This window comes from Lapidilactobacillus salsurivasis (genome assembly GCF_054785215.1).
Genome location: NZ_BAAABI010000013.1, coordinates 41,125 through 60,611, shown reverse-complemented (window position 1 = coordinate 60,611; position 19,487 = coordinate 41,125). Strand labels below are relative to the sequence as shown.

The 19,487-nt window shown below is 50.9% G+C and carries 19 protein-coding genes; 14 read left to right on the top strand and 5 right to left on the bottom strand.

Features of this window, described 5'->3' with window-relative positions:
• Both tnpA and ACYVSB_RS11955 read left to right on the top strand, forming a co-directional pair.
• On the top strand, positions 1 to 395 hold a 395-nt coding region (gene tnpA, locus ACYVSB_RS11960; protein WP_461219572.1), incomplete at its 5' end, for an IS200/IS605 family transposase.
• A gap of 62 nt (positions 396 to 457) precedes the next feature.
• Positions 458 to 1,420, top strand: a complete 963-nt coding sequence (locus ACYVSB_RS11955; protein WP_125596348.1) for an NAD-dependent epimerase/dehydratase family protein — start codon at positions 458 to 460, stop codon at positions 1,418 to 1,420.
• Between the two features lie 185 nt (positions 1,421 to 1,605).
• On the opposite strand, the gene ACYVSB_RS11950 is transcribed toward ACYVSB_RS11955, so the two are convergent.
• A complete protein-coding gene (locus ACYVSB_RS11950; RefSeq protein WP_164511045.1) occupies positions 1,606 to 2,484 on the bottom strand; it encodes a MurR/RpiR family transcriptional regulator in 879 nt (292 codons plus the stop codon).
• Between the two features lie 249 nt (positions 2,485 to 2,733).
• Here ACYVSB_RS11950 and ACYVSB_RS11945 point away from each other — a divergent pair, with 249 nt between their 5' ends.
• The 5 genes from ACYVSB_RS11945 (at position 2,734) to ACYVSB_RS11925 (ending at position 7,515) form a co-directional block, all read left to right on the top strand.
• Positions 2,734 to 5,682 carry a cation-translocating P-type ATPase gene (locus ACYVSB_RS11945; protein ID WP_461219571.1) on the top strand — a complete coding sequence of 983 codons (2,949 nt, stop codon included), beginning with the start codon at positions 2,734 to 2,736 and terminating at the stop codon, positions 5,680 to 5,682.
• A 60-nt stretch (positions 5,683 to 5,742) separates the two neighbouring features.
• Complete coding sequence (locus ACYVSB_RS11940; protein WP_125596339.1) at positions 5,743 to 6,318, top strand: hypothetical protein; 576 nt, start codon at positions 5,743 to 5,745, stop codon at positions 6,316 to 6,318.
• Positions 6,293 to 6,433: a hypothetical protein gene (locus tag ACYVSB_RS11935; RefSeq protein ID WP_461219570.1), complete on the top strand. Its 141-nt coding sequence runs from the start codon at positions 6,293 to 6,295 to the stop codon at positions 6,431 to 6,433. The genes ACYVSB_RS11940 and ACYVSB_RS11935 overlap by 26 nt, the downstream gene beginning before the upstream one ends.
• A gap of 36 nt (positions 6,434 to 6,469) precedes the next feature.
• Complete coding sequence (locus tag ACYVSB_RS11930; RefSeq protein WP_461219569.1) at positions 6,470 to 6,994, top strand: GNAT family N-acetyltransferase; 525 nt, start codon at positions 6,470 to 6,472, stop codon at positions 6,992 to 6,994.
• Between the two features lie 335 nt (positions 6,995 to 7,329).
• Complete coding sequence (locus tag ACYVSB_RS11925; RefSeq protein WP_125596333.1) at positions 7,330 to 7,515, top strand: hypothetical protein; 186 nt, start codon at positions 7,330 to 7,332, stop codon at positions 7,513 to 7,515.
• A 216-nt stretch (positions 7,516 to 7,731) separates the two neighbouring features.
• Here the strand turns inward: ACYVSB_RS11925 and ACYVSB_RS11920 are convergent, their stop codons facing one another.
• Entirely contained in the window at positions 7,732 to 8,709 is a 978-nt protein-coding gene (locus tag ACYVSB_RS11920; protein WP_125596331.1) for a metallophosphoesterase, read from the bottom strand.
• 382 nt (positions 8,710 to 9,091) lie between these two features.
• Here ACYVSB_RS11920 and ACYVSB_RS11915 point away from each other — a divergent pair, with 382 nt between their 5' ends.
• The 5 genes from ACYVSB_RS11915 to ACYVSB_RS11895 all read left to right on the top strand — a co-directional run bounded on the left by ACYVSB_RS11915 (position 9,092) and on the right by ACYVSB_RS11895 (position 14,482).
• On the top strand, positions 9,092 to 10,339 hold the full coding sequence (locus ACYVSB_RS11915; RefSeq protein WP_461219568.1) for an ABC transporter substrate-binding protein: 1,248 nt from the start codon (positions 9,092 to 9,094) through the stop codon (positions 10,337 to 10,339).
• A gap of 229 nt (positions 10,340 to 10,568) precedes the next feature.
• The gene (locus ACYVSB_RS11910; protein WP_461219567.1) at positions 10,569 to 11,513 is read left to right on the top strand and encodes a carbohydrate ABC transporter permease; all 945 of its coding nucleotides are present in this window, start codon (positions 10,569 to 10,571) and stop codon (positions 11,511 to 11,513) included.
• A 4-nt stretch (positions 11,514 to 11,517) separates the two neighbouring features.
• Positions 11,518 to 12,339: a carbohydrate ABC transporter permease gene (locus ACYVSB_RS11905; RefSeq protein ID WP_461219566.1), complete on the top strand. Its 822-nt coding sequence runs from the start codon at positions 11,518 to 11,520 to the stop codon at positions 12,337 to 12,339.
• A gap of 194 nt (positions 12,340 to 12,533) precedes the next feature.
• On the top strand, positions 12,534 to 12,923 hold the full coding sequence (locus ACYVSB_RS11900) for a hypothetical protein (protein WP_461219565.1): 390 nt from the start codon (positions 12,534 to 12,536) through the stop codon (positions 12,921 to 12,923).
• Positions 12,924 to 12,940: 17 nt separating this feature from the next.
• Positions 12,941 to 14,482, top strand: a complete 1,542-nt coding sequence (locus ACYVSB_RS11895) for a BglG family transcription antiterminator (RefSeq protein ID WP_461219564.1) — start codon at positions 12,941 to 12,943, stop codon at positions 14,480 to 14,482.
• A gap of 39 nt (positions 14,483 to 14,521) precedes the next feature.
• On the opposite strand, the gene ACYVSB_RS11890 is transcribed toward ACYVSB_RS11895, so the two are convergent.
• The 3 genes from ACYVSB_RS11890 to ACYVSB_RS11880 all read right to left on the bottom strand — a co-directional run bounded on the left by ACYVSB_RS11890 (position 14,522) and on the right by ACYVSB_RS11880 (position 16,930).
• Positions 14,522 to 14,782, bottom strand: coding sequence for a hypothetical protein (locus tag ACYVSB_RS11890; RefSeq protein WP_461219563.1), 261 nt, complete (start codon positions 14,780 to 14,782; stop codon positions 14,522 to 14,524).
• A 275-nt stretch (positions 14,783 to 15,057) separates the two neighbouring features.
• Positions 15,058 to 15,189 carry a hypothetical protein gene (locus ACYVSB_RS11885; protein WP_461219562.1) on the bottom strand — a complete coding sequence of 44 codons (132 nt, stop codon included), beginning with the start codon at positions 15,187 to 15,189 and terminating at the stop codon, positions 15,058 to 15,060.
• Between the two features lie 778 nt (positions 15,190 to 15,967).
• Positions 15,968 to 16,930 carry a serine hydrolase gene (locus ACYVSB_RS11880; RefSeq protein WP_461219561.1) on the bottom strand — a complete coding sequence of 321 codons (963 nt, stop codon included), beginning with the start codon at positions 16,928 to 16,930 and terminating at the stop codon, positions 15,968 to 15,970.
• A gap of 515 nt (positions 16,931 to 17,445) precedes the next feature.
• Between ACYVSB_RS11880 and ACYVSB_RS11875 the strand changes: the two genes are divergently transcribed.
• Both ACYVSB_RS11875 and ACYVSB_RS11870 read left to right on the top strand, forming a co-directional pair.
• Positions 17,446 to 18,312 carry a DUF3737 family protein gene (locus ACYVSB_RS11875; protein WP_461219560.1) on the top strand — a complete coding sequence of 289 codons (867 nt, stop codon included), beginning with the start codon at positions 17,446 to 17,448 and terminating at the stop codon, positions 18,310 to 18,312.
• Positions 18,302 to 19,471: a MalY/PatB family protein gene (locus ACYVSB_RS11870; RefSeq protein ID WP_461219559.1), complete on the top strand. Its 1,170-nt coding sequence runs from the start codon at positions 18,302 to 18,304 to the stop codon at positions 19,469 to 19,471. The genes ACYVSB_RS11875 and ACYVSB_RS11870 overlap by 11 nt, the downstream gene beginning before the upstream one ends.
• The last annotated feature ends 16 nt before the right edge of the window (positions 19,472 to 19,487 follow it).

The following is a 19,487-nucleotide window of genomic DNA, read 5'->3' as shown; positions in this document are numbered from 1 at the left end:
ACCACCTTGTGTGGGTCACCAAATATCGCCGACCAATTTTTGATACACCGCAGTATGTGGCGGAAATGCTTGAGATCCTAAAAACCACGGCAACTGATAACGAGATCACGATTGAACAAGCAGAGGTCATGCCGGATCATGTGCACCTGCTTTTGAGCTTCAAGCCCAAGTATGCGCCCACAACTGTTGTCAAGATCTTAAAGGGTGCATCAGCTCGGACATGGTTCACAGCTCATTCTGAGACCAAGAAACTCCTCTGGGGTGGACATTTGTGGGCGCCAAGCTATTACATGGGGACACTCGGCAACATGTCAAAAGAGACGGTTGCCAACTATATTCAAAATCAGAGAACAGAAAGGGGCAAGGCGGGACGACCAAGCAAGAAAGCTAAATAGCGTTAGCAAGTGCAGGCTTTCCTCCTCTGACTAAAGTTAGAGGTTTCCCGCCCAAAATTGTAATGAAAGTCGTTGTGTTAGGGAGTACCGGCCATATTGGCTCGTTTCTCGTGCCTCAACTGGTGCGGGCAGGTTATCAGGTGGTGGCGGTCAGTCGCGGGCAACGGCGACCTTACGCCGCGGACAAGGCCTGGGATGAGGTTGAGCAAGTGAGTCTTGATCGCGTAAAGGACGCTCAGTTTACGGCCAAAGTTGCCGCGCTCCACGGCGATGTGGTGGTGGATTTGATCAACTTCAACGTGGCGGAAACACGGAAAATGATCACCACATTGAGTCAGACTTCGGTGCAACAATACCTTTACTGCTCATCGATTTGGGCGCACGGTCGCGCCACCACCTTGCCAGTTCAGCCCAATGCCTTTAAGGAACCTTTGGACGCCTATGGTCGCGATAAATATGAAAGCGAAAAATTGTTGAAGCAAGCCTATTTGGCCTCTGGTTTCCCCGCGACGGTGATCATGCCGGGGCAGATCTCCGGACCGGGTTGGGCGATCATCAGTCCTTATGGTAATACGGACACCACCGTTTTTCAGAAAATTGCCAATGGCGAGCGGATTTTCTTGCCGAACTTTGGCATGGAAACTCTGCATCATGTTCACGCAGCCGACGTTGCCCAGCTGTTTGTTCGGGCCATTCAGCATCGCGCTAGCGCGTTAGGCCAGAGTTTTCACGCGGTGGCTGGGGAATCGATCACGCTTTATGGTTACGCTCAGGCGATGTATCATGATTTCCAACAAGCGCCGCAGATCGATTTTCTACCGTGGCCTGATTGGCAACAAATGATCGGCGATGCGGCGGCGACGGAATCGACTTACTATCATCTGGCCCGCAGTGGTCAATACAGTATCGAAAATGGGCGGCGCTTACTAGGTTACGCGCCTCAATATTCCGTTCTGGAGACGATTCGCAGTGCCGTTGACAGTTATCGCCAACGGGGCGTGATCACGGTGCCCAAGGGGAATTGATCCCCGTTCCATCAGCAAAACCGGTTCGAAAAATGGTCAGCTGAACAGCTCGATTTGTCGGAAAACATTTGTCGGCAGTGCCTGAAAACAGCGTTAAGGTCAAATGGCCTTAACGCTGTTTTTGACGTTGGAAATTTGGTCAGTTTTAGGTTGATTGAGCATTGAAGCGGGTTTCCACCGCCAATTCATTCCGGATCACGCAAAATCTGATTGTCCAGCTCACGCCGTTCGGTTGCCCGCGCCACGGTCAATTTCGTTTGGAGGTGTTGTTGATAATTGAGATTAAAATAAGCGCTGTATAAAATATCCAACAATAATTCCAGCGAAGTCAGCGAGCTGAAGTTACCGATTTTGGTATAGGAATATTCGCGGGTCGTCACGGCAAGGACCACATCGGCCAATTGCGCCAGTTGATTGGCACCGATACTGGTCAAGGCGATCACGGGAACTTGTTGACGCTTCAAATCCTGGGCGGCGGTCAAGAGTTCACTTGACTGGCCGCTGTACGACAAACAAAGCGCACAGTCGGTCCTGGGGGTGAGCAGGGCTTCTTGATACAGCGTGTTGCTGACGGTGAAAGTTTCCGCCGGCTGACCAATTCGTCGCATTTTATAGACAAAAGTTTCGGCGGCGAAGGTCAAATCGGCGACGGCGAAAACGCGGATCGTTTGGGCTTGTGTCAAGATCGTCAAGGCGCGGCGCAAGCTGTCGTGATCCAGAAGCGTCAGGGTGTCTTGCAAGCTGGCTTGCTTCAAGGCGGCGATTTTGGTAGCGACGGTCATTAGGTCGTCTTGGCGGTCGAAGGGAAAGTTGGCGTCGAGCGGGCCGAAATCATGGCGCAGATAATCCCGTTCCTCCAGCAGGGCCTGCTTGAAGTCGCGGAAACCACTGAAATCAAGTTTCTGCGCGATCCGCACCAGGATCGACGGCGTTGTAAAGGTGGCGGCGGCGATTTTAGTGGTGGTGAAATGGGCCAGGTCATCTTCGTGAGCGAGCAGAAAGGCGACCACGGTTTGTTCTGTTTTCGAGAAATTGGTTTGTTCGAGTTTTTCGTGAAGTAGCATGATTGCACCTCTTCGGTCGAATTTTTGCGAGGCGGGAAGTTCGAAGCAGTCCGCGCCCCTCAAGTATAGCATTGCCTCTGGATAAAAGCGCTGGCTGCGCCGTTTCCGCCCAACTTGTCTGGTCCAGTAAATGACCAGGGCAAACCCGCCTTGCTAGCTATCAGCAGTGATTCTGGGTTAGAATACCTACGACAATAAGAAATTTATTGGGAAGTTCATTGTCTCGATTTGGGGAACGAGGGAATTGACATGACAACAAACAAAACAAGCGCACCAAGGGATTCAACCGTCACAACCGGCGCAACTTCGCCGGGTCAGATTGTGGGGGCACCAGCAGTTACTGCCACATCGACCGCCAAGGCGCCAACTGCAAAAGCGTCAACCACCAAACCAGCAACCGCGCCAGCGGCAACGGCGGCCCACGCCAGTTCTACGCCAGCTGACACCAGTTCAACGCCAGCGTGGGCGACGTTGTCGGCAACCGCCAGCTTACAGGCGGCGGACTCGACGCCGACGGGGCTGACGTCAGCGGTGGCGGCTCAGCGATTAAAGCAAACTGGGCCTAATCTGATCCAAAAGACCAAGGAAACTTCGATGGTCAAGGTGTTTTTCAAAAATTTCAGTAGTTTGATGGCGTTGTTGCTTTGGGGCGCCGGGATCATCGCGATCATTGCGGGAATGACCGAACTGGGGTTGGCGATTTGGGCCGTGAATTTGATCAACGGTCTATTTAGCTTTTGGCAACAGTATCGGGCCAACGCGGCCACTTCGGCGTTGCAGAAGATGCTGCCCAGCTACGCGAAAGTGTTGCGCAATGGGCAATCGCTGAAGGTGCTGGTCGAGGAATTAGTGCCAGGTGATCTGGTCAACTTGATCAGTGGCGACAATGTGCCGGCGGACGGTCGTTTGTTGCAGGCGGATGATCTGGAGGTCAATCAATCGGCGCTGACTGGCGAATCGTTGACGGTCACTAAAGAAGCCACTGTGATGAGCGCCGCTGAGGTCCAAGCCGCCGGTCGTTTCGCCGAGTGGGACTTGGTCTATGAAGGCACCAGCGTGGTCAAGGGGAGTGGCACGATGCTGGTTACTGGCACCGGCATGGCCACCGAATTCGGCCAGATCGCGGCCTTGACCGGTAAGGTGGTCGCCGCCAAAAGTCCTCTGGAACGAGAACTGGATTTGTTGACCCGGCAGATTTCGATCATTGCCTTCGTGATCGGGGCGCTTTTCTTCGTGGCCGCGGTTTTTCTGGTCCATTATCCAGTGGCGGAGTCTTTTATTTTCGCCTTGGGGATGATCGTGGCCTTTATTCCGGAAGGGTTGCTGCCTACGGTGACCCTGTCTTTGGCGATGGCCGTCCAGAAAATGGCCCACCGCAACGCGTTGGTCAAGCATTTGAACAGTGTGGAAACGCTGGGGGCCACCACCGTGATCTGTTCCGACAAAACCGGCACCTTGACCAAGAACGAAATGACCATCGAGCAAGTTTGGCTTCCTGGGGGTCAATATCAAGTCAGCGGTACCGGCTATGAACCCGTAGGTGTCGTCACAAAAAATGGCGCCCGGATCGATTTGAGCCAAGAGCCGGATCTGCAACAATTGTTGCGGATCGGCGTTTTGAATAATGATTCGTTCCTGCAAGTCGTTCGCGGCCAGCACCAAGTCGTTGGCAGTCCAGATGAGGGGAGTATTTTGGTGCTGGCCGGAAAGGCGGATTACGATCTCCCCGGCGAGCAAAAGAACTACCAGAAATTGGCTGAACTGCCCTTTGATTCGGAGCGGAAACGGATGACCACGATCCGCCAGCAAGCGGGGCAGTCTTGGGCGTATACCCGGGGCGGTATCGCTGAAGTGTTGGCCTGTTGTCAAACTTATTTGGTGCACGGGAAGGTTTTGCCCCTGACGCCGATTTTGCGCCAACAATTCCTCACCCAAAATGACGCCTTCGCCCGGGCTGGTCTGCGGATCTTGGCTTACGCTTACCGGCAACTGGCGCCGGATGAGCGGACTTATAGTGTCGCGACCACCGAGCAGAATCTGACTTTTGTTGGTCTGACCGCCAGCCAGGATCCGCCCCGGGAGAATGTGATCGAGGCGATCCAGAAGTGTCATGACGCCAGCATTCGGATCATCATGGTGACCGGAGACTACGGCTTGACCGCCGAAAGTATCGCCCACAAAATCGGGGTGGTGCAAGGCACTGATGTTCGGGTGGTCACCGGGGAGCAGTTGACGGCGATGAGTGACGCCGAGTTGCGGGAGAATCTGGGTCACCAGATTATTTTCGCCCGGATGGCGCCAGAACAGAAATATCGCATCGTCACCAATCTTCAGGCCATGGGCGAGATCGTGGCGGCCACAGGCGATGGCGTCAATGACGCCCCGGCGTTGAAAAAAGCCGATATTGGCGTGGCCATGGGCGTGACCGGGACCGATGTGGCGAAAGAGGCCGCGGATATGATCTTGACCGATGATAATTTCGCCTCGATCGTCAATGCGATTGAAGAAGGCCGCACGGTTTACGCCAATATTCGCAAGTTTTTGCTGTACATCCTAAACAGTAACGTGCCCGAAGCCGTGCCATCAGTCCTCTTCCTGTTTTCTAATGGTTTGATTCCTTTGCCGCTAACCGTGATGCAGATCCTATCGATCGACCTGGGCACCGATATGTTACCCGCGCTGGGACTCGCCTCAGAACCGACCGAACCAGGCACGATGGCGCGCCCGCCGAGAAAACGTTCTGAACATTTACTGAATAAATCGGTGGCCTTCAAAGCCTTCGCTTGGTATGGCCTGTGGGAGTCACTGATCGCCACCGCCGCCTACTTCTTCGTCAATTGGCGCGCTGGCTGGCCGACCCAAGCCCTTGCGAGTGGCGGCGCGGTCTATCGATTAGCCACCACCATGACCCTGGCGGCAATCGTCTTTAGCCAAATCGGCACCGTCTTCAATTGCCGCACCAAAGACGTTGCTCTATTCAAAACCGGGATCTTCAGCAATACCCACGTGATCTTCGGTGTGATCTGCGAAGTCTGTTTACTCAGCTGCTTGATTTACGTGCCGTTTTTGCAACAAGCGTTCAACACGACAGGTCTGCAGTGGCAAGACTGGGCCTTTTTGATCACGATTCCCATTCCCTTGATTCTCATCGAAGAACTGCGGAAAGCGTTGGTGCGTCGGCGGCACGCCGTCAAATGACGTTGGTTGGCAAAAAGCAACGTTTCTGTTTTTGGCTTTCTTGTCTGATTGCAGGTGTGGGTGGGTGTTGCGCGTAAGCGCAACCGGCTGGGACTGCTGTTGCGGACTGGAACGTGGTGGGCGTCGTTTGAAGCCAATCCGCAAGCCCGGCGGCTTGTCTTCAAATCGAGCCTTGTCCTAAGCGGCAAAGCCGCCAAGGACAATTTCACCACTGAGCCGCGCAGTCCCAGCCGGTTGCTAGGCAGAATTGAGCCTATCTGCAATCGAAGTTGGGTATTTGACGAAGTGCATTTGCAAGTAAGCGGTCAAACAATCGCCCTTTTTGGGGTGGTACGGCAATGCCAACCGATTCAACTGATTCATCAAAATCTTATCCTAGTTCATCAAATAGACTGCACTGGTGTCGCCAATTCCAAGCTTGTGACCACTAACCATGGTCGTCAATTGCGTGGGTTCCCATCAATTGGCGATAGCCTGCCAGTCGGCGTGAGTGCTCAAACGGCTGTTATAACGTTGAGCGGCTGGAGCGGAGAAATTCGGGATGAGATCGCCGTGTCGTTATTCTTAGCGGCTTTGCCGCTTAGAATAAGGCTCAGCTTTGAGATTTTCGGTGTCCTTCCGAAAAGCTCAAAGTGATGCCCACAGCGAGCTCACCCCGAATTTCGCAGCGCAAGCCGCGGCCATCATAACAAACGTCCACCCAGAATTGGAGATAACTTCAGACTGTTTTATGGAGAAGCAAGTAGTATAATTGAACCAATTAATCCAACAATCATGAGGTGCTAAATTGAAAATTGAACTTCGCTCCGCCACTCCAGCAGACATTCAGCCGCTTTTTGCCATCAAGTATGGCGCAAAAGCTGATTTGGTCTGGATGAAATACAATGGCCCTTACTTTCGTGATCCCATCCTGACCTGGCCAGACTTTCAGAAATTGGCCCGAACTTTTGCCGCGAATCCCCATCGCCAACTTATCGTCGTTGATCAGCGGGTGCTTGGTGAAGTGACTGCTCACTGGGAGGATGGGGACCTGCACAGATGGCTGGAGGTCGGAATCGCGATTTACGACCAGCATTTCTGGGGTCAGGGCATCGCGACGCAAGCGTTACAACAATGGCTGACTTATTTATTCCGCTTGCACCCTGATCTCGCGCACATCGGGTTGACGACGTGGTCCGGCAACCCCGGCATGATCCGCGTCAGCGCGAAAGCAGGACTGAAGCAAGAGGGCGTGATCAGAAAAGTTCGCTATTGGCAGGGAACCTATTATGACTCGGTCAAGTTTTGCATTTTACGCGACGAACGCCAGTAACCATTCCAACCCGCAATAAACTTATTTAAAAAAGTCCAATCAAATAGAATATGAAAATCCCACTAACACAAGAACGGAAATCGTTCATTGTTAGTGGGATTTTTTGATGCCCGTAACCAGGAGGCACCATCAGAAAAGGACGCCAGCTATTCTTAAATTTTCGTCCACGACAGAGTTGATCAGAGTGAATGGGTTAAGGGACAAACCGTTGAGCGATAGCTAACGTTGATTTGAACTAATGTCAGGCAGCTTGGCCTTGACCGGTCGCAAGTTTGTTAGCCCAAATCCCGATCTCACAGCAAGGCTGAGCCAAGAACATCAGTCAAATTGCGCCGGTGTCACCAACAAACTCAATTGTCCTCACCAACCACGGTCGTCAGCTGCGTGGCTCCCCCTCAAATGGCCATAGCTTGCCAGTCGACGTGAGTGCTCAAATGAATAAGATAACGTTGAGCGGCTGGAGCGGAGCGTGGCGTTGGTGGACTGTTCGTTCGTTAGGCGGAAGGTCGGGCTGGGGGTGAGTCAGCCGCGATATTATTGTTGGCGATTTATCGCCTACAATAAGGCCGAGTTTTGAGATTTTCGGCGGGTTTCCGAAAAGCTCAAAATCGTGCCCGCAGCGTTCCACCACCCCCAGCCCGACCTGGAGCCCCACCACACCTGCAATCCACCAACGCCAAGCGCAGCGCAAGCTGCGGCCAATCTCCTTAAGTCAAGTTACGTTCGCCTAGTGAGCGCTACTGTTTCCAGAAGTCATGCCGTTGGTCCAGATCCAGATCGCGGGTGGCAAATCGCGCCAGCTCCGCCAAATGCTCATGAGAAAAGGGCGCCTTGGCCGCCACCCCCGGCAGTTCATAATGATGAAGCGCCGTAGTCAGCCCCGTCGGATTGACTGTGATCATGCGATAACCCCGCGGCAATTGCCCATAGCAATTATAGCCGGAAACATTGCCATAGATCAGATGGATCCCCAGAAATTCGCCGTCGAAATTATTGTCGTGATCGTGCCCGCAGAAAACACCGGCCACATGATTGTTCGCCCGTAAATGCGCGAACAATCCGGTATTAAGCACCGCGCCAGAAACGCGGCGATCATCTTCCCAGAAATGACCGGCCAAAACATGTTCACCGGCCTGCAAGTATTCAGGTAGCGGAATGTGGAGAAAAACCAGATCTTGAGTCACGCCGACATTTTGCAGGTAAGCGGCGTGAGTTCGCTCATACCAGGCGATTTGTTCCAGCGAAATCCAATCATAGTCCGTTCCCGGCAAATCGCCATGATTGCCTGAATCGAATACGTAACAAACGTTGGTCACACCGGTGTCGTTTCCCAATTCAAAGGTGTAACACTCCTTGTTGCGGGAATCGACGAAAACATTTTGCTTGGCGATCAAGTTTTTGAAGCCCTTTTCTAACTGGCGCAAATCAGAACGGTCAATTGTTTCTTCGGAATCATGATTGCCATAAGTCATCGCAATCGGGTAATCGAATTCATTAAACAGGTCCACCAAGGCCTGGTAGCCGCGTTGGGGCTGGTCCACGCCTTCCGACCAAATCAAATCCCCGGTGATCATGATCAAATCGGGATCGACGGCCGGGATCGTTGCCCGAAGCGCGGCGAAGGTTTGCAGGTCCTTGGGTTCGAAGGGATATGAGCCAATATGGATGTCGGTCAGTTGCATGATCCGCAACCCGTTTTTCGCAATCAATTGCATGGTTGGTCCTCCTTGAGTTTCAGACTTGGTTCGCGAGTTTTGGGTTCAGTTAGCGCGGGTCAGTCTGATTTGAAATTAAGCTTTACCGAGATTTGGCCGTCCTTATTTAGACAGGCCCCCGTGAAAAAAACCATAACTTCAAAGTACGATTTTTGGGGGGATCTGACAAGTTGACTTGATGACTTTTTCTGCATGAATCAGCCGAAAGAAAGTCGTCAAAAGAATTGCGATAAACCGCGGCGAGATGCTAAACTCCATTTTGTATCACAAACACAACATGTTGTGGTCGGTGGTCGGTCGTATGCATTGACTCGAGTGCGGCGCGGTCGCTGGCGCAACCAAAGGCGTAAGCCAGGAATTCAACTTTTGAGGAGATTTGCAAATGAAACTTAAGAAATACGGTTTGTTACTGGGATTGGCTCTGAGCGCGATCCTAGTGTTGGGGGCTTGTGGCAAGAAGAACGCGCAGGCTAGCCAAGGCAAGGTCAAATTATCGATCAACTACTACAATGGCGCGATCAGTAAAGCAGCGATGGCCAATACGAAGGAACATTTCTCGAATTATCAATTGCAATTCAAACAAGTACCATCGAACGAAGATTTTGATACCAAGCTGAAGGCGAGCTTCGGATCCAAGGCGGCGCCCGACATTACCGCGATCAATAACAATATTGAAGACTACTTACCCTACAAGACGAAATTCGTCAACTTGACCAAGTACGGCACCAAGGCGTTGGGTAAGAATTATGTGACTTGGAAATGGGATTCCACTTTCGCAGACGCTGATTATCAAATCGCTATGCCCATTGATATTGGTCCTAAGGCCTTGATGTTCAACGTGGCTAACTTTGAGAAGGCTGGTTTGCCAACCGATCCGAAAGCGGTCAGTGAATCGATCAAGACCGAAGAGGACTACATGAAGGCCGCGGCGCAAATGAAAGAGAAGGCCAACTTGCCAATGTTCTTATCCGCGGTCGCTTTGTTTGAAGATCGGGAACAGAAAATGACCAAGGGAATTTTCGAAGGCGGCAAATTAACTTTAGGTGATGGCCAATTGAAAGAAGCTTGGGATTTCGCGGTCAAGGCGCAGAAGAATGGCTATACCTTAAACGTCAAACTTGGCGGCGCCGACAACGCCAATGCCCAACAAAAGGGTCTCTACTCAGCAATGAATAAGGCTTCATGGGCAATCGCCGATTTGGAAGAAAATGGCACGAAGCCAGGCACTTGGTTGATTGCCAAAGCGCCAGGTCAACCATCAAACACCGGTGGTTCTTACTTGGCGGTTTTGAAAACAACTAGCCATCCAAAAGAAGCGGCGGAAGTGGTTCGTTACTTGACCAATGAGAAGAATCAGCGGGCCAACTTCAAGGAATTGAGCTTGTTCCCAACCCATAAAGCTGTTTATGATGATGCGTTCATGAAAACAACCAATAAACTTTTCGGCGACGAGCAATATAACCCATACTTCGTCGACGCGGCGAATGCGATGAAGTACAAGAAGAGTGATCCTCGCAGTGGCACCGTGCAACGGATCTTCGAAGATCAAATGCAACTGATCCAAGATCAGAACAAAAATCCTGACCAAGCCTGGGCGGACGCGATCAAGAAAGCAAAAACCATCGACTAACAGGCACAACAGCTGACCAGCTAGTTGCGGCAAGCAGGATCGGTAGCGTTTTAGATTTTGATTCAATGGTCATGGGTCGCCTTCGTTCAGTTGTTCTGACAGACTGAAGTCGAAGACGGTGGCCCGTTTCCCGGATAGCGGCATTCTTGTGATCAAGTTAGCGCCGCTATTTGTTCGCCCGCGAACCCACTCGTAACACTGACTCAAGTATGACGAAGGAAGTGAAGAAATGGAAGTCAGTGATCACAAAACTGATTTACCAACGGCTGCCCCGAAACAGCGGCGCCGGGCGCGTTTCAGTCTGGAAAAGGCGACCCCTTATCTGGCGATCGCGCCGTTCTACCTACTATTTCTCGTGTTTGGCCTCTTTCCCATTTTATTCTCTGGCTATTTGGCCTTAAGTAAGTGGGATGGGATCGGTCAGATTCAATTTACTGGCTGGACCAATCTGCAACGGTTGGCCCAAGATACGGATTTTTGGCTGTCGTTGAAGAACACGGTACTGATCTGGGCTTTGGGGACCTTTCCCATGTTGTTCTTGGCACTGGTGCTGGCGTTTATGTTGAGTTTGAAAATGTTTAAGCACAAAGAAGCGCTGAAAGCCTTGTTATTTCTACCGAATATTACCTCGGTGGTGGCCATCACGATTCTGTTCGGGTTGATTTTCTCTAACTTGGACGGTTTGGCTAATGGGTTGCTCCATTTGGTTGGCTTGAAGTCGATCAATTGGTTGACCAGTCCCAATTGGGTCCGGGTGGTAATATCGTCGGTCAATATTTGGCAATACACCGGCTACAATATGATCATTTATCTGACGGGGATCGCGCGGATCTCCAAGGATTACAACGAGGCCGCGCAAATGGATGGCGCCAATAATCGCCAGATATTCTGGAAGATCACAGTGCCCCAATTGAAACCGATCATTCTGTTCACGGTGATGATGTCGACCATTGGCGGGCTACAAGTTTTCTCTGAAGCTCAAGTGCTGGTTCCGTCCGGCGCGACGCCGCAGGGTGGGGCGATGACGATCGTTTATTATCTGTACAACACTGCCTTCACCAACCATCAGTTCGGCTATGGCTCCACGATTGCTTGGGGCTTGGTGGCCTTGATCGTCCTTTTCTCGGCCCTGAACTGGTACATTACGACTAAACGGATCCAGGGGGTCAAGTAGAAAAATGACACGAATCATGCATGGTAGTATCCGGCTCTTTGTCGGGATCGCGGTTTTACTGTCACTCTTTCCATTCTATTGGATGCTGGTGATGGCCAGTAAGCAAAATAGCGAGATCTATCGCACGCCGCCGAGTCTAACCATTGGCAATCAGCTTTGGCACAATATTCAAGCGGTGATCGCGCAAACCAGCTTCTTTCACGCGTTATTCAACACCTTGTTCATCGCAATCACTTCAACGGTGTTGGTGCTGTTCTTCGATTCTTTGGCGGGCTTCGCGTTCGCTAAACTTCATTTCCGCGGGCAGGCCTTTCTCTTCGCCTTTCTCTTGGGAACCATGATGATTCCAGGGCAATTGAACATTATCCCCTCATTCTATTTGATGGATAAACTAGGTTGGGTCGGCTCATACAAAGCGCTGATCATTCCTGGGATGGCCAATGCCTTCGGGATTTTCTGGATCAAACAGTATTGTACGGATACGATTCCCGACAGTCTGTTGGAAGCCGCTAAATTGGATGGGTGTTCGACTTTTCGCATCTATTGGTCGATTGCCTTACCGATCATGCGGCCAGCGTTGGCGTTTCTAGCGCTGTTTTCCTTCATGGGGTCGTGGAATGACTACATGTGGCCCTTGATTATCTTGAACGATGAGGCCAAATACACCTTGATGTTGGCGCTGACTCAATTGAAAGGCATTTACAGCGTCAATTATCCTTTGGTGATCACCGGGACTTTGTTGGCCACCTTGCCACTATTAGTTTTATTCATCTTTTTCAGTAAGCAATTGATTTCCGGAATTACCGATGGCGCCGTAAAGGAATAGAGGTATGCTTAATGGTAGCATTAGCCAAACAATTAATTGATCGATCCCTCGATCAATTTGGAAAAATTTTATTCACCGCTTTACTCATTATGGGTGGATTTGTTACAATAGTAGGCAGTGGTCTAGGCCTGATATTGGCACGAAACTACGCGCAAGCACGCTCCGATTGGTGGAGCAGTGTTTGGCGGCGTCCCGTGCTCAAACGGGTTGGCGCCTGGACCGCTGTGAGTTGGCTGTGGCTATCGATTTGTGGCCTGAATTGGCTGTTATGGCCGCGTTTAATCGGATTAGGCGGCGCCGTGCATTTAGGCGCGACCTTAGCGTTGACCTGGGTCGGGGGACTCTGGTTGCTGTGGTCCGGTTTTCGTCTTGATGGGCAATTAGCGCTAACTTGGCGGCGGTGGACCCAGACGACTTTTCAAGAAATGTTGCGCTTAGGTTTCGTGTTAACGGGGATTTTGTTCGTCGATATTTGTGGTGTGATCACGATCTGCCTGTGGCCCGCGACCGCGCTTGTTGTCGTTGGTTTAGTCTTTACTTGGCAACAGCGCTGCTTCAGGCGTTTGGCTCGGCGGATCGAATAGAATTTGGGGGGAACGACATGAGTAAAATGACGCTGGCGGCACAACCGAAGTTGACCCAACGTGAGATTGATCTGTTAAATCAGTTACTGCATCAGGAAACACCGGTGACGTTTGTTCAAATCGGCGCGGAAATGTCCTTATCCGAGCATCAGATCCGTTACGCCCTTTCGAAAATCAATCATTTCCTGTCGCAACATAGTCTGGGCTGGGTCATTTTGGACCGAGATCGCTTGACTTTGCCGCAACCGCAAGAAACGCAGAAGGCTTTGGCGTATTTCGTTTCGCACACCACGCCAGCGCAGTTTCGTTATTCGCAAACGCAGATGCAACGCTTTATTCTGCTAAAGTTGCTGCTAAGCGAGCAGCCGTTGAGCACCAATTATTTCATGACGGCTTTGTATCGTTCGCGGACGACTGTGGTCAAAACTTTGACCGAGGTGCGGGCGATCTGCGCCGGATTGGGTTTGGAGATGGAACATGTTAAACGCTCAGGGTATTTGGTCAATGGTCCCAAATTCAAGAAATTGGTGGTCTTCTTGCGGCTGTTGATGAGCACCATCAATATTCGGGAAATCTATAGTTTCTACTATCGGGATAATATTTATTCGAAAATGGGTGAGTTGGTGCTGTTCAATGTTTTCGAATTGGACCAGCTTTTGACAGCGTTGCAGAAAACCATGGTGTATACCAAAGATACCACCGGCATCGATGACACCGACTTCTTCTTGTTGACGATCTTGAACTACAAGCTGGCGGAAATGTCCGGCACCTCACGCCTGGCTGATCAGCAGGAGGTCTTGCCTTTAGCGGAATTGGCAGAGCAGATCTTTGCCAACGGCCGCCAAGGGGATCTTGCCATGGAGCGGACATTGACGGAGCAGTTGAATCACCATGTTGAAGATGCCTTGGGCTTAGAGGAACCGTTTACGGCGGCTTTTAGCAATGTTTTGAGTCACCATTTGCGGCGGGTGCTGTTCCGGGAAGAAAATGAATTGCCACCTGTGGTACCGCCCAGCGAGTTCATGCCTGGGGACCAGAAACATTTGCGGCAGATCGTCGCGGCCGGGATCACGAAATTCGATATTCCTTGTTTCAGCTCGACGGATATCGACTTGGTTACCGCTTTTTACGCCAGCGAACTAGAAAAGCAAAAGCCGCAAAGTTGGCAACCACCGCGGATCTTGGTGGTTTGTGTTGAAGGACCAGCCTTGGCCCATATTTTGCGCAATCAGTTATCTCGCTTGATGCCTAGCGATCAAATCGACTTGGCGGCGGTTTATGAGGTGACGGAAAGCAAATTGCAAAGCTATGACCTGATCATTAGCACGGTGAAACTTCCCAGCGCTGATCAGGAAAAGGTTTTGTTGCTGAAACCGCCCTTTAGCACCGATTTATTACCGGCGGTCCAGCAGCGTCTGGCGACCATGGTCCGTTCTTGCGTGATCACCGATGACGCGCAATTCACCGCGGTTACGGCGGCGGTGCGGGCGACCACCTTATCGTTGAATGAACAAAAGGAACTCGAACGACAACTGCGCGGCATTCTGACCGTGGGTTGATCAAACAGAGTGCGGAGCGCAACGGGTTGACTGCGAGCATTAGCCTAGCAAAAGTAATTTGGCCGCAGCTTGCGCTGCGAAATTCGGGGTGAGCTCGCTGTGGGCGCTGTTTTGAGCCAATCCGCAAAGTACGCGGCTTGTCTCAAAATCAGGCCTTGGTCTAAGTGGCAAAGCCACTAAGACCAATTTCACGGCGATCTCACCCCGAATTTCTCCGCTCCAGCCGCTCAACGTTTTAACAGCCGCTTGAGCGCTCACGCCATTTGGCAAGCTATCGTCAATTGATGGGGAGCCGCGCAATTGACGACCGTGGTTAGTGGTTACAAGCTTTAAATTGGTGACACCAGCGCAGTCTGTCTGTGGAACAAATCAAGTTTGAAGAATCAGCTGAATCGGTCGGTTTTTACTTAAGGATTGTCTAGGGAACAGGTAATGATGTTCAACCAAGGAAAACTGTACCGACCAGCTAATCCAAATCCGTTGGCGTTGCCGTACCACCCTAAAAGATGGAATTGTTTTGACCTCTAGCTTGCCAAACCACTTCGTCAAATCTTTCGCCCATTTTGCTGATAGGCTCAATTCCGCTTAGCAACCGGCTGGGTCGGTGAACTCGTTTCAATGTTGTCCGCAGCTTGCGCTGCGAAATTCGGGGTGAGCTCGCTGTGGGCGTCACTTTGAGCTTTTTGGAAGTGCGCCGAAAATCTCAAAGCTGAGCCTTGGTCTAAGTGGCAGAGCCACTAAGACCAATTTCACGGCGATCTCACCCCGAATTTCTCCGCTTCAGCCGCTCAACGTTTTAACAGACGTTTGAGCCCTCACGCCAGCTGGCAAGCTATTGCCAATTGATGGAGCGCCACGCAATTGACGACCGTGGTTAGTGGTTACAAGCTTGGAATTGGTGACACCAGCGCAGTCTGGCTGTGGAACAAATCAAGTTCTTGATGCATCAGCTGAATCGGTCGGTTCCCACCCGTGGACTGTTAAGAAAACGGGTAGAGATGTTCAATCTACGTAAAGTAGACCAATCTCCCAATCCAAATCTGTTAATATTGCTGTACCAATTACAAAAGCGGGGAATTGTTTTGACCTCTAGCTTGCAAAACCACTTCGTCAAACCCTTGCCTTGATTGTAGCTAAGCGGAACAGCCAATCCTCGCTCCGCACGTTTCAATGTTGTCCGCGGCTTGCACTGCGAGAATCGGGGCGAGCTTGCTATGTTCAAGTGATGAGGCGTCACGCAATTGACGACCGAGGTTAGTGAACAGGACATCGCACAATGGGTTGGCTTCTGAGCACGTGCGTAGCTATGCGGCGGAAGCTGTGGGGGGGGGACACGTTTGAAAAAGCGACACAGCCAGGATTATCCCTGGTTGTGTCGCTTTTTGTGATGTGCACCGATTGTTGAAACCTCTTTTGCCTAATCCTATTCTTGAACTATTCAGAATTCATCACTAACTGACTACGTAATAAACTCTGTTGCTTGAGCTATTGTTGATCGAGGACTTCGCTGGTGACCGCGGCCAATTGGCTGACAAGCGCTTCGCCACTTGCCTCTGAGACGTTTTGGTCGGTGAGGATCGCGATCGTGTAGTCGAAGCCGGAATCCGTGGTCACGTGGCCGATACTATTGATCATGGTATTGCCTTCATCGGTGAGCCAGCCGTTCTTCAGTTGCCAACTGGCGCTGCCGCTGGAGACACCCCAGTCTTGCTCTTCGCTGACTTGCCCCATTAGCTTTTGTAGATAAGCTTGTGACGCGCTTGTTAAGTATGTGCCTTCGTAGAAAATCGCATTCAATAACTTGAGTTGATCGGTGGCGGTTGTTTGGGTGATCCCCCAAGCGGTTTGATTCACCTGGGAGCTGGTCATGCTCAAGTCGGCGAAAATCCGATTTAGGGCACTATAACTCCCTAAGACATTCAATAGAAAATAGGTGGCCGCATCGTTGGAACTATTTTCGATCATTGCGACCGCCTGATTCTGCTGGGTTGAACTTAACGTTGCCCCTTTTTGGGCCAGTTCATGCAAGACTTGGGCCAAAATTGACACCTTAACAATACTGGCAGTGGCGAAGGTACCTTGGCTTTGATCATTGGTCAAATGAATGGTTTGTTTGGTCGTAGGCAGATATACGGCAATGTCCACGCGACTATCTTGGTCCGCCAGGGTTGCTTGCCATTTTGCGGTGAGTTCTTCAGTGATTGTGGCAGCGGTGCCGGTCGCCTTGGTGCTGGCTTGTTCAGCAGTTTCCTTGGCTTGAGCGATGACCTGTTTTTGAGTTTTGCTGGCGGTCGTGTTGCTTTTGGTAGCTGAATCGACTGCAGAGACAGCGGTGGAATTGGCGGTCTGTTCTGTGGTAGCTTGCGATAGATTGGCGCTGATGCCGATGCCGATGGCAATTAGGGCACCGCCTAAAATGGTTAGCAGAATGGTCCGTTGATGTTTCAAGTAAATTGCTCCTTATGGAACTTTAATTTAAATATTTCTTGAGTCTAAAACTAGTATAGACAATCTTTACGAATAAGCCAATGCAATTTTATGAATTTCGTATGAATTAAATACATTTTTTCGGGGTTGGTGGTGGTCGGGCGTGGCGCTCCGTGGACAAACGTAGGTAATCCGCGGCTTGCGCTGCGCGTGGCCGTTGGTGGTGAGCACGTTTCAACGCCACGCTCCAGTCCGTATCAGCAGCACCGGTCGGTTGCGCTCAGCCCAAAACCCACCCGAACCTGCAATCAAGTCATACCTGCCATCAAGCGCCGCCTTATTGACAACTTTATTTTCCTCGAAACATGATCACAGGTAACTATGCTTATGAGGCATGGCCCACCGAGAAAAGAAGTATAGACTAGGTCAGGTTGATTTGTGGTATGCTGGACTTGTTTATTATTAGTTAGTCACCACCTGGCTAAGCGAAATAGCATTGGTGCGGCTACTATGGTGTGATTTAGAAAGGATCAAAGATGCAAACAATCAAACAACAATATTTAACTGGGGAACGGGCGCTTTTTCAGGGACATGATTTGACCATCACCGATTCTGTTTTCGTGGATGGGGAATCGCCCTTGAAGGAAAGCCATGATCTGGTCCTGGCCGATGATACTTTTGAATGGAAATATCCGCTTTGGTATAGCCAGCATGTTGAGGGTCATGATCTGACCTTTCTGGAGATGGCTCGCTCGGGTATTTGGTACACCAAGGATATCAGCTTGCGCGATAGCCTGTTTCAGGCGCCCAAGAATTTCCGTCGAAGTTCGGCGATCAAATTGGCGCGGGTGGATTTAACGCACGCTGATGAAACGTTGTGGCATTGTCAGGATGTCACGTTGGATCACGTGACGGTCAATGGCGATTATTTCGGGATGGATAGTCAACAGATTCGCGCCGACCATTTAGCGGTCACGGGGAACTATCTTTTTGATGGGGCTCACGATGTGGTGGTGGACCACGCGCGCTTGATTGCCAAGGACGCTTTTTGGAATTGCGACAATGTGGTGATCAAGAATTCGACCATTGTTGGTGAGTACTTCGGCTGGAATTCCCGCAATGTGACGTTGATCGACTGCACCATTGAAAGTCATCAGGGGTTCTGTTACATGGAAAATCTGACCTTAGAGAATTGTCGGCTGCGCAACACGGATTTAGCTTTTGAATATTCGACGGTCAATGCGACGATCACCAGCAAGATCAATAGCGTCAAAAATCCGCTTAGTGGCCGGATCCAGGCGCAAGCCATTGAGCAGATCATTTTCGATGATCCTCAAGTTGATTCAAGCAAAACGCGCATTATCACGAATCAAACCAAGGAGGGATTATCTGATGCCATTTAACTTCGATCAAGCACCACAACGACAAGGCACGAACTCGGTCAAATGGGACGTGACCCCAGGCGAACTGCCAATGTGGGTCGCTGATATGGATTTCGCGGTGGCGCCGGTCATCAAACAAGCGTTACAACAGCGGTTGGATCAGGATACTTTTGGCTATAATGAGATTCCAGCAAGCTTCGGTGAAACAATTGCGCGCTGGTGGCAACAACGGCATCAATTGAGGCTAGATCCCAAGTGGGTTCTGTTTTCTACCGGAGTGATTCCGAGTATTTCTTCAACCGTACGAAAGTTGACCCATCCCGGTGACAATGTGGTGGTGCTGTCCCCGGTCTACAACATTTTCTACAACTCGATCCGCAACAATCAGCGGACGATCTTGACCAGCGAATTGCGTTATCAAGCTGGCGACTATGAAATTGATTTTGCGGATCTGGAAGCAAAACTAGCCCAGGCTAATACGTCAATGTTGATTTTCTGCAACCCGCATAATCCGATCGGCAAGGTGTGGGACCGCGCGACCTTGACCCGCGTTGGCGAATTGTGTCTGCGCTATCAAGTTGTGCTCTTAAGTGATGAGATCCATTGTGACTTGACCCACCCTGGATATGACTATGTCCCAATGCTGAGCCTGAGCCCGGAAATTGCGGCCAATACGATCATGTGTGTTTCGGCGACGAAAGCTTTCAATATCGCGGGGATTCAAACGTCAGCGATCGTGATTCCTGATCCGCGCTTGCGCCAATTAGTTGAACGCCAAATCAATACGGATGAAGTGGCGGAACCCAATACGTTTGCGATCCAAGCCCTGGAGGCCGCATTTAATCAAGGGGGGCCTTGGTTGGATGCGTTGAATCAATATTTAGCGGAAAATCGGCAATTGCTGGCCGACTTCTTACAACGGGAGCTGCCCCAAGTGCGCCTGATCGCCAGTGAAGCAACTTATTTGGCTTGGTTGGATTGTCAGGATGTCTGTGCTGATTCCACCGATTTAGCCAGTTTTATTCGGCAAGAAACCGGACTGTTCTTAACAGCCGGCGATGTTTATGGTGGCAATGGTCAGCGGTTTTTGCGATGGAATTATGCGTGTCCTCGGGCCCGGTTGCAAGATGGCCTTGAGCGGTTCGCCCAGGCAATCCACGCCTATGTGGCTAAAAAATAGGTTTGTTGCTAACCTG

Coding starts and splice junctions, on each gene's coding strand:
- ACYVSB_RS11920 (WP_125596331.1), bottom strand. CDS start 8,709: ATGCAATTGATTGCGAAAAACGGGTTGCGGATCATGCAACTGACCGAC.
- ACYVSB_RS11895 (WP_461219564.1), top strand. CDS start 12,941: ATGAGTAAAATGACGCTGGCGGCACAACCGAAGTTGACCCAACGTGAG.
- ACYVSB_RS11875 (WP_461219560.1), top strand. CDS start 17,446: ATGCAAACAATCAAACAACAATATTTAACTGGGGAACGGGCGCTTTTT.
- ACYVSB_RS11915 (WP_461219568.1), top strand. CDS start 9,092: ATGAAACTTAAGAAATACGGTTTGTTACTGGGATTGGCTCTGAGCGCG.
- ACYVSB_RS11910 (WP_461219567.1), top strand. CDS start 10,569: ATGGAAGTCAGTGATCACAAAACTGATTTACCAACGGCTGCCCCGAAA.
- ACYVSB_RS11905 (WP_461219566.1), top strand. CDS start 11,518: ATGACACGAATCATGCATGGTAGTATCCGGCTCTTTGTCGGGATCGCG.
- ACYVSB_RS11955 (WP_125596348.1), top strand. CDS start 458: ATGAAAGTCGTTGTGTTAGGGAGTACCGGCCATATTGGCTCGTTTCTC.
- ACYVSB_RS11950 (WP_164511045.1), bottom strand. CDS start 2,484: ATGCTACTTCACGAAAAACTCGAACAAACCAATTTCTCGAAAACAGAA.
- ACYVSB_RS11945 (WP_461219571.1), top strand. CDS start 2,734: ATGACAACAAACAAAACAAGCGCACCAAGGGATTCAACCGTCACAACC.
- ACYVSB_RS11870 (WP_461219559.1), top strand. CDS start 18,302: ATGCCATTTAACTTCGATCAAGCACCACAACGACAAGGCACGAACTCG.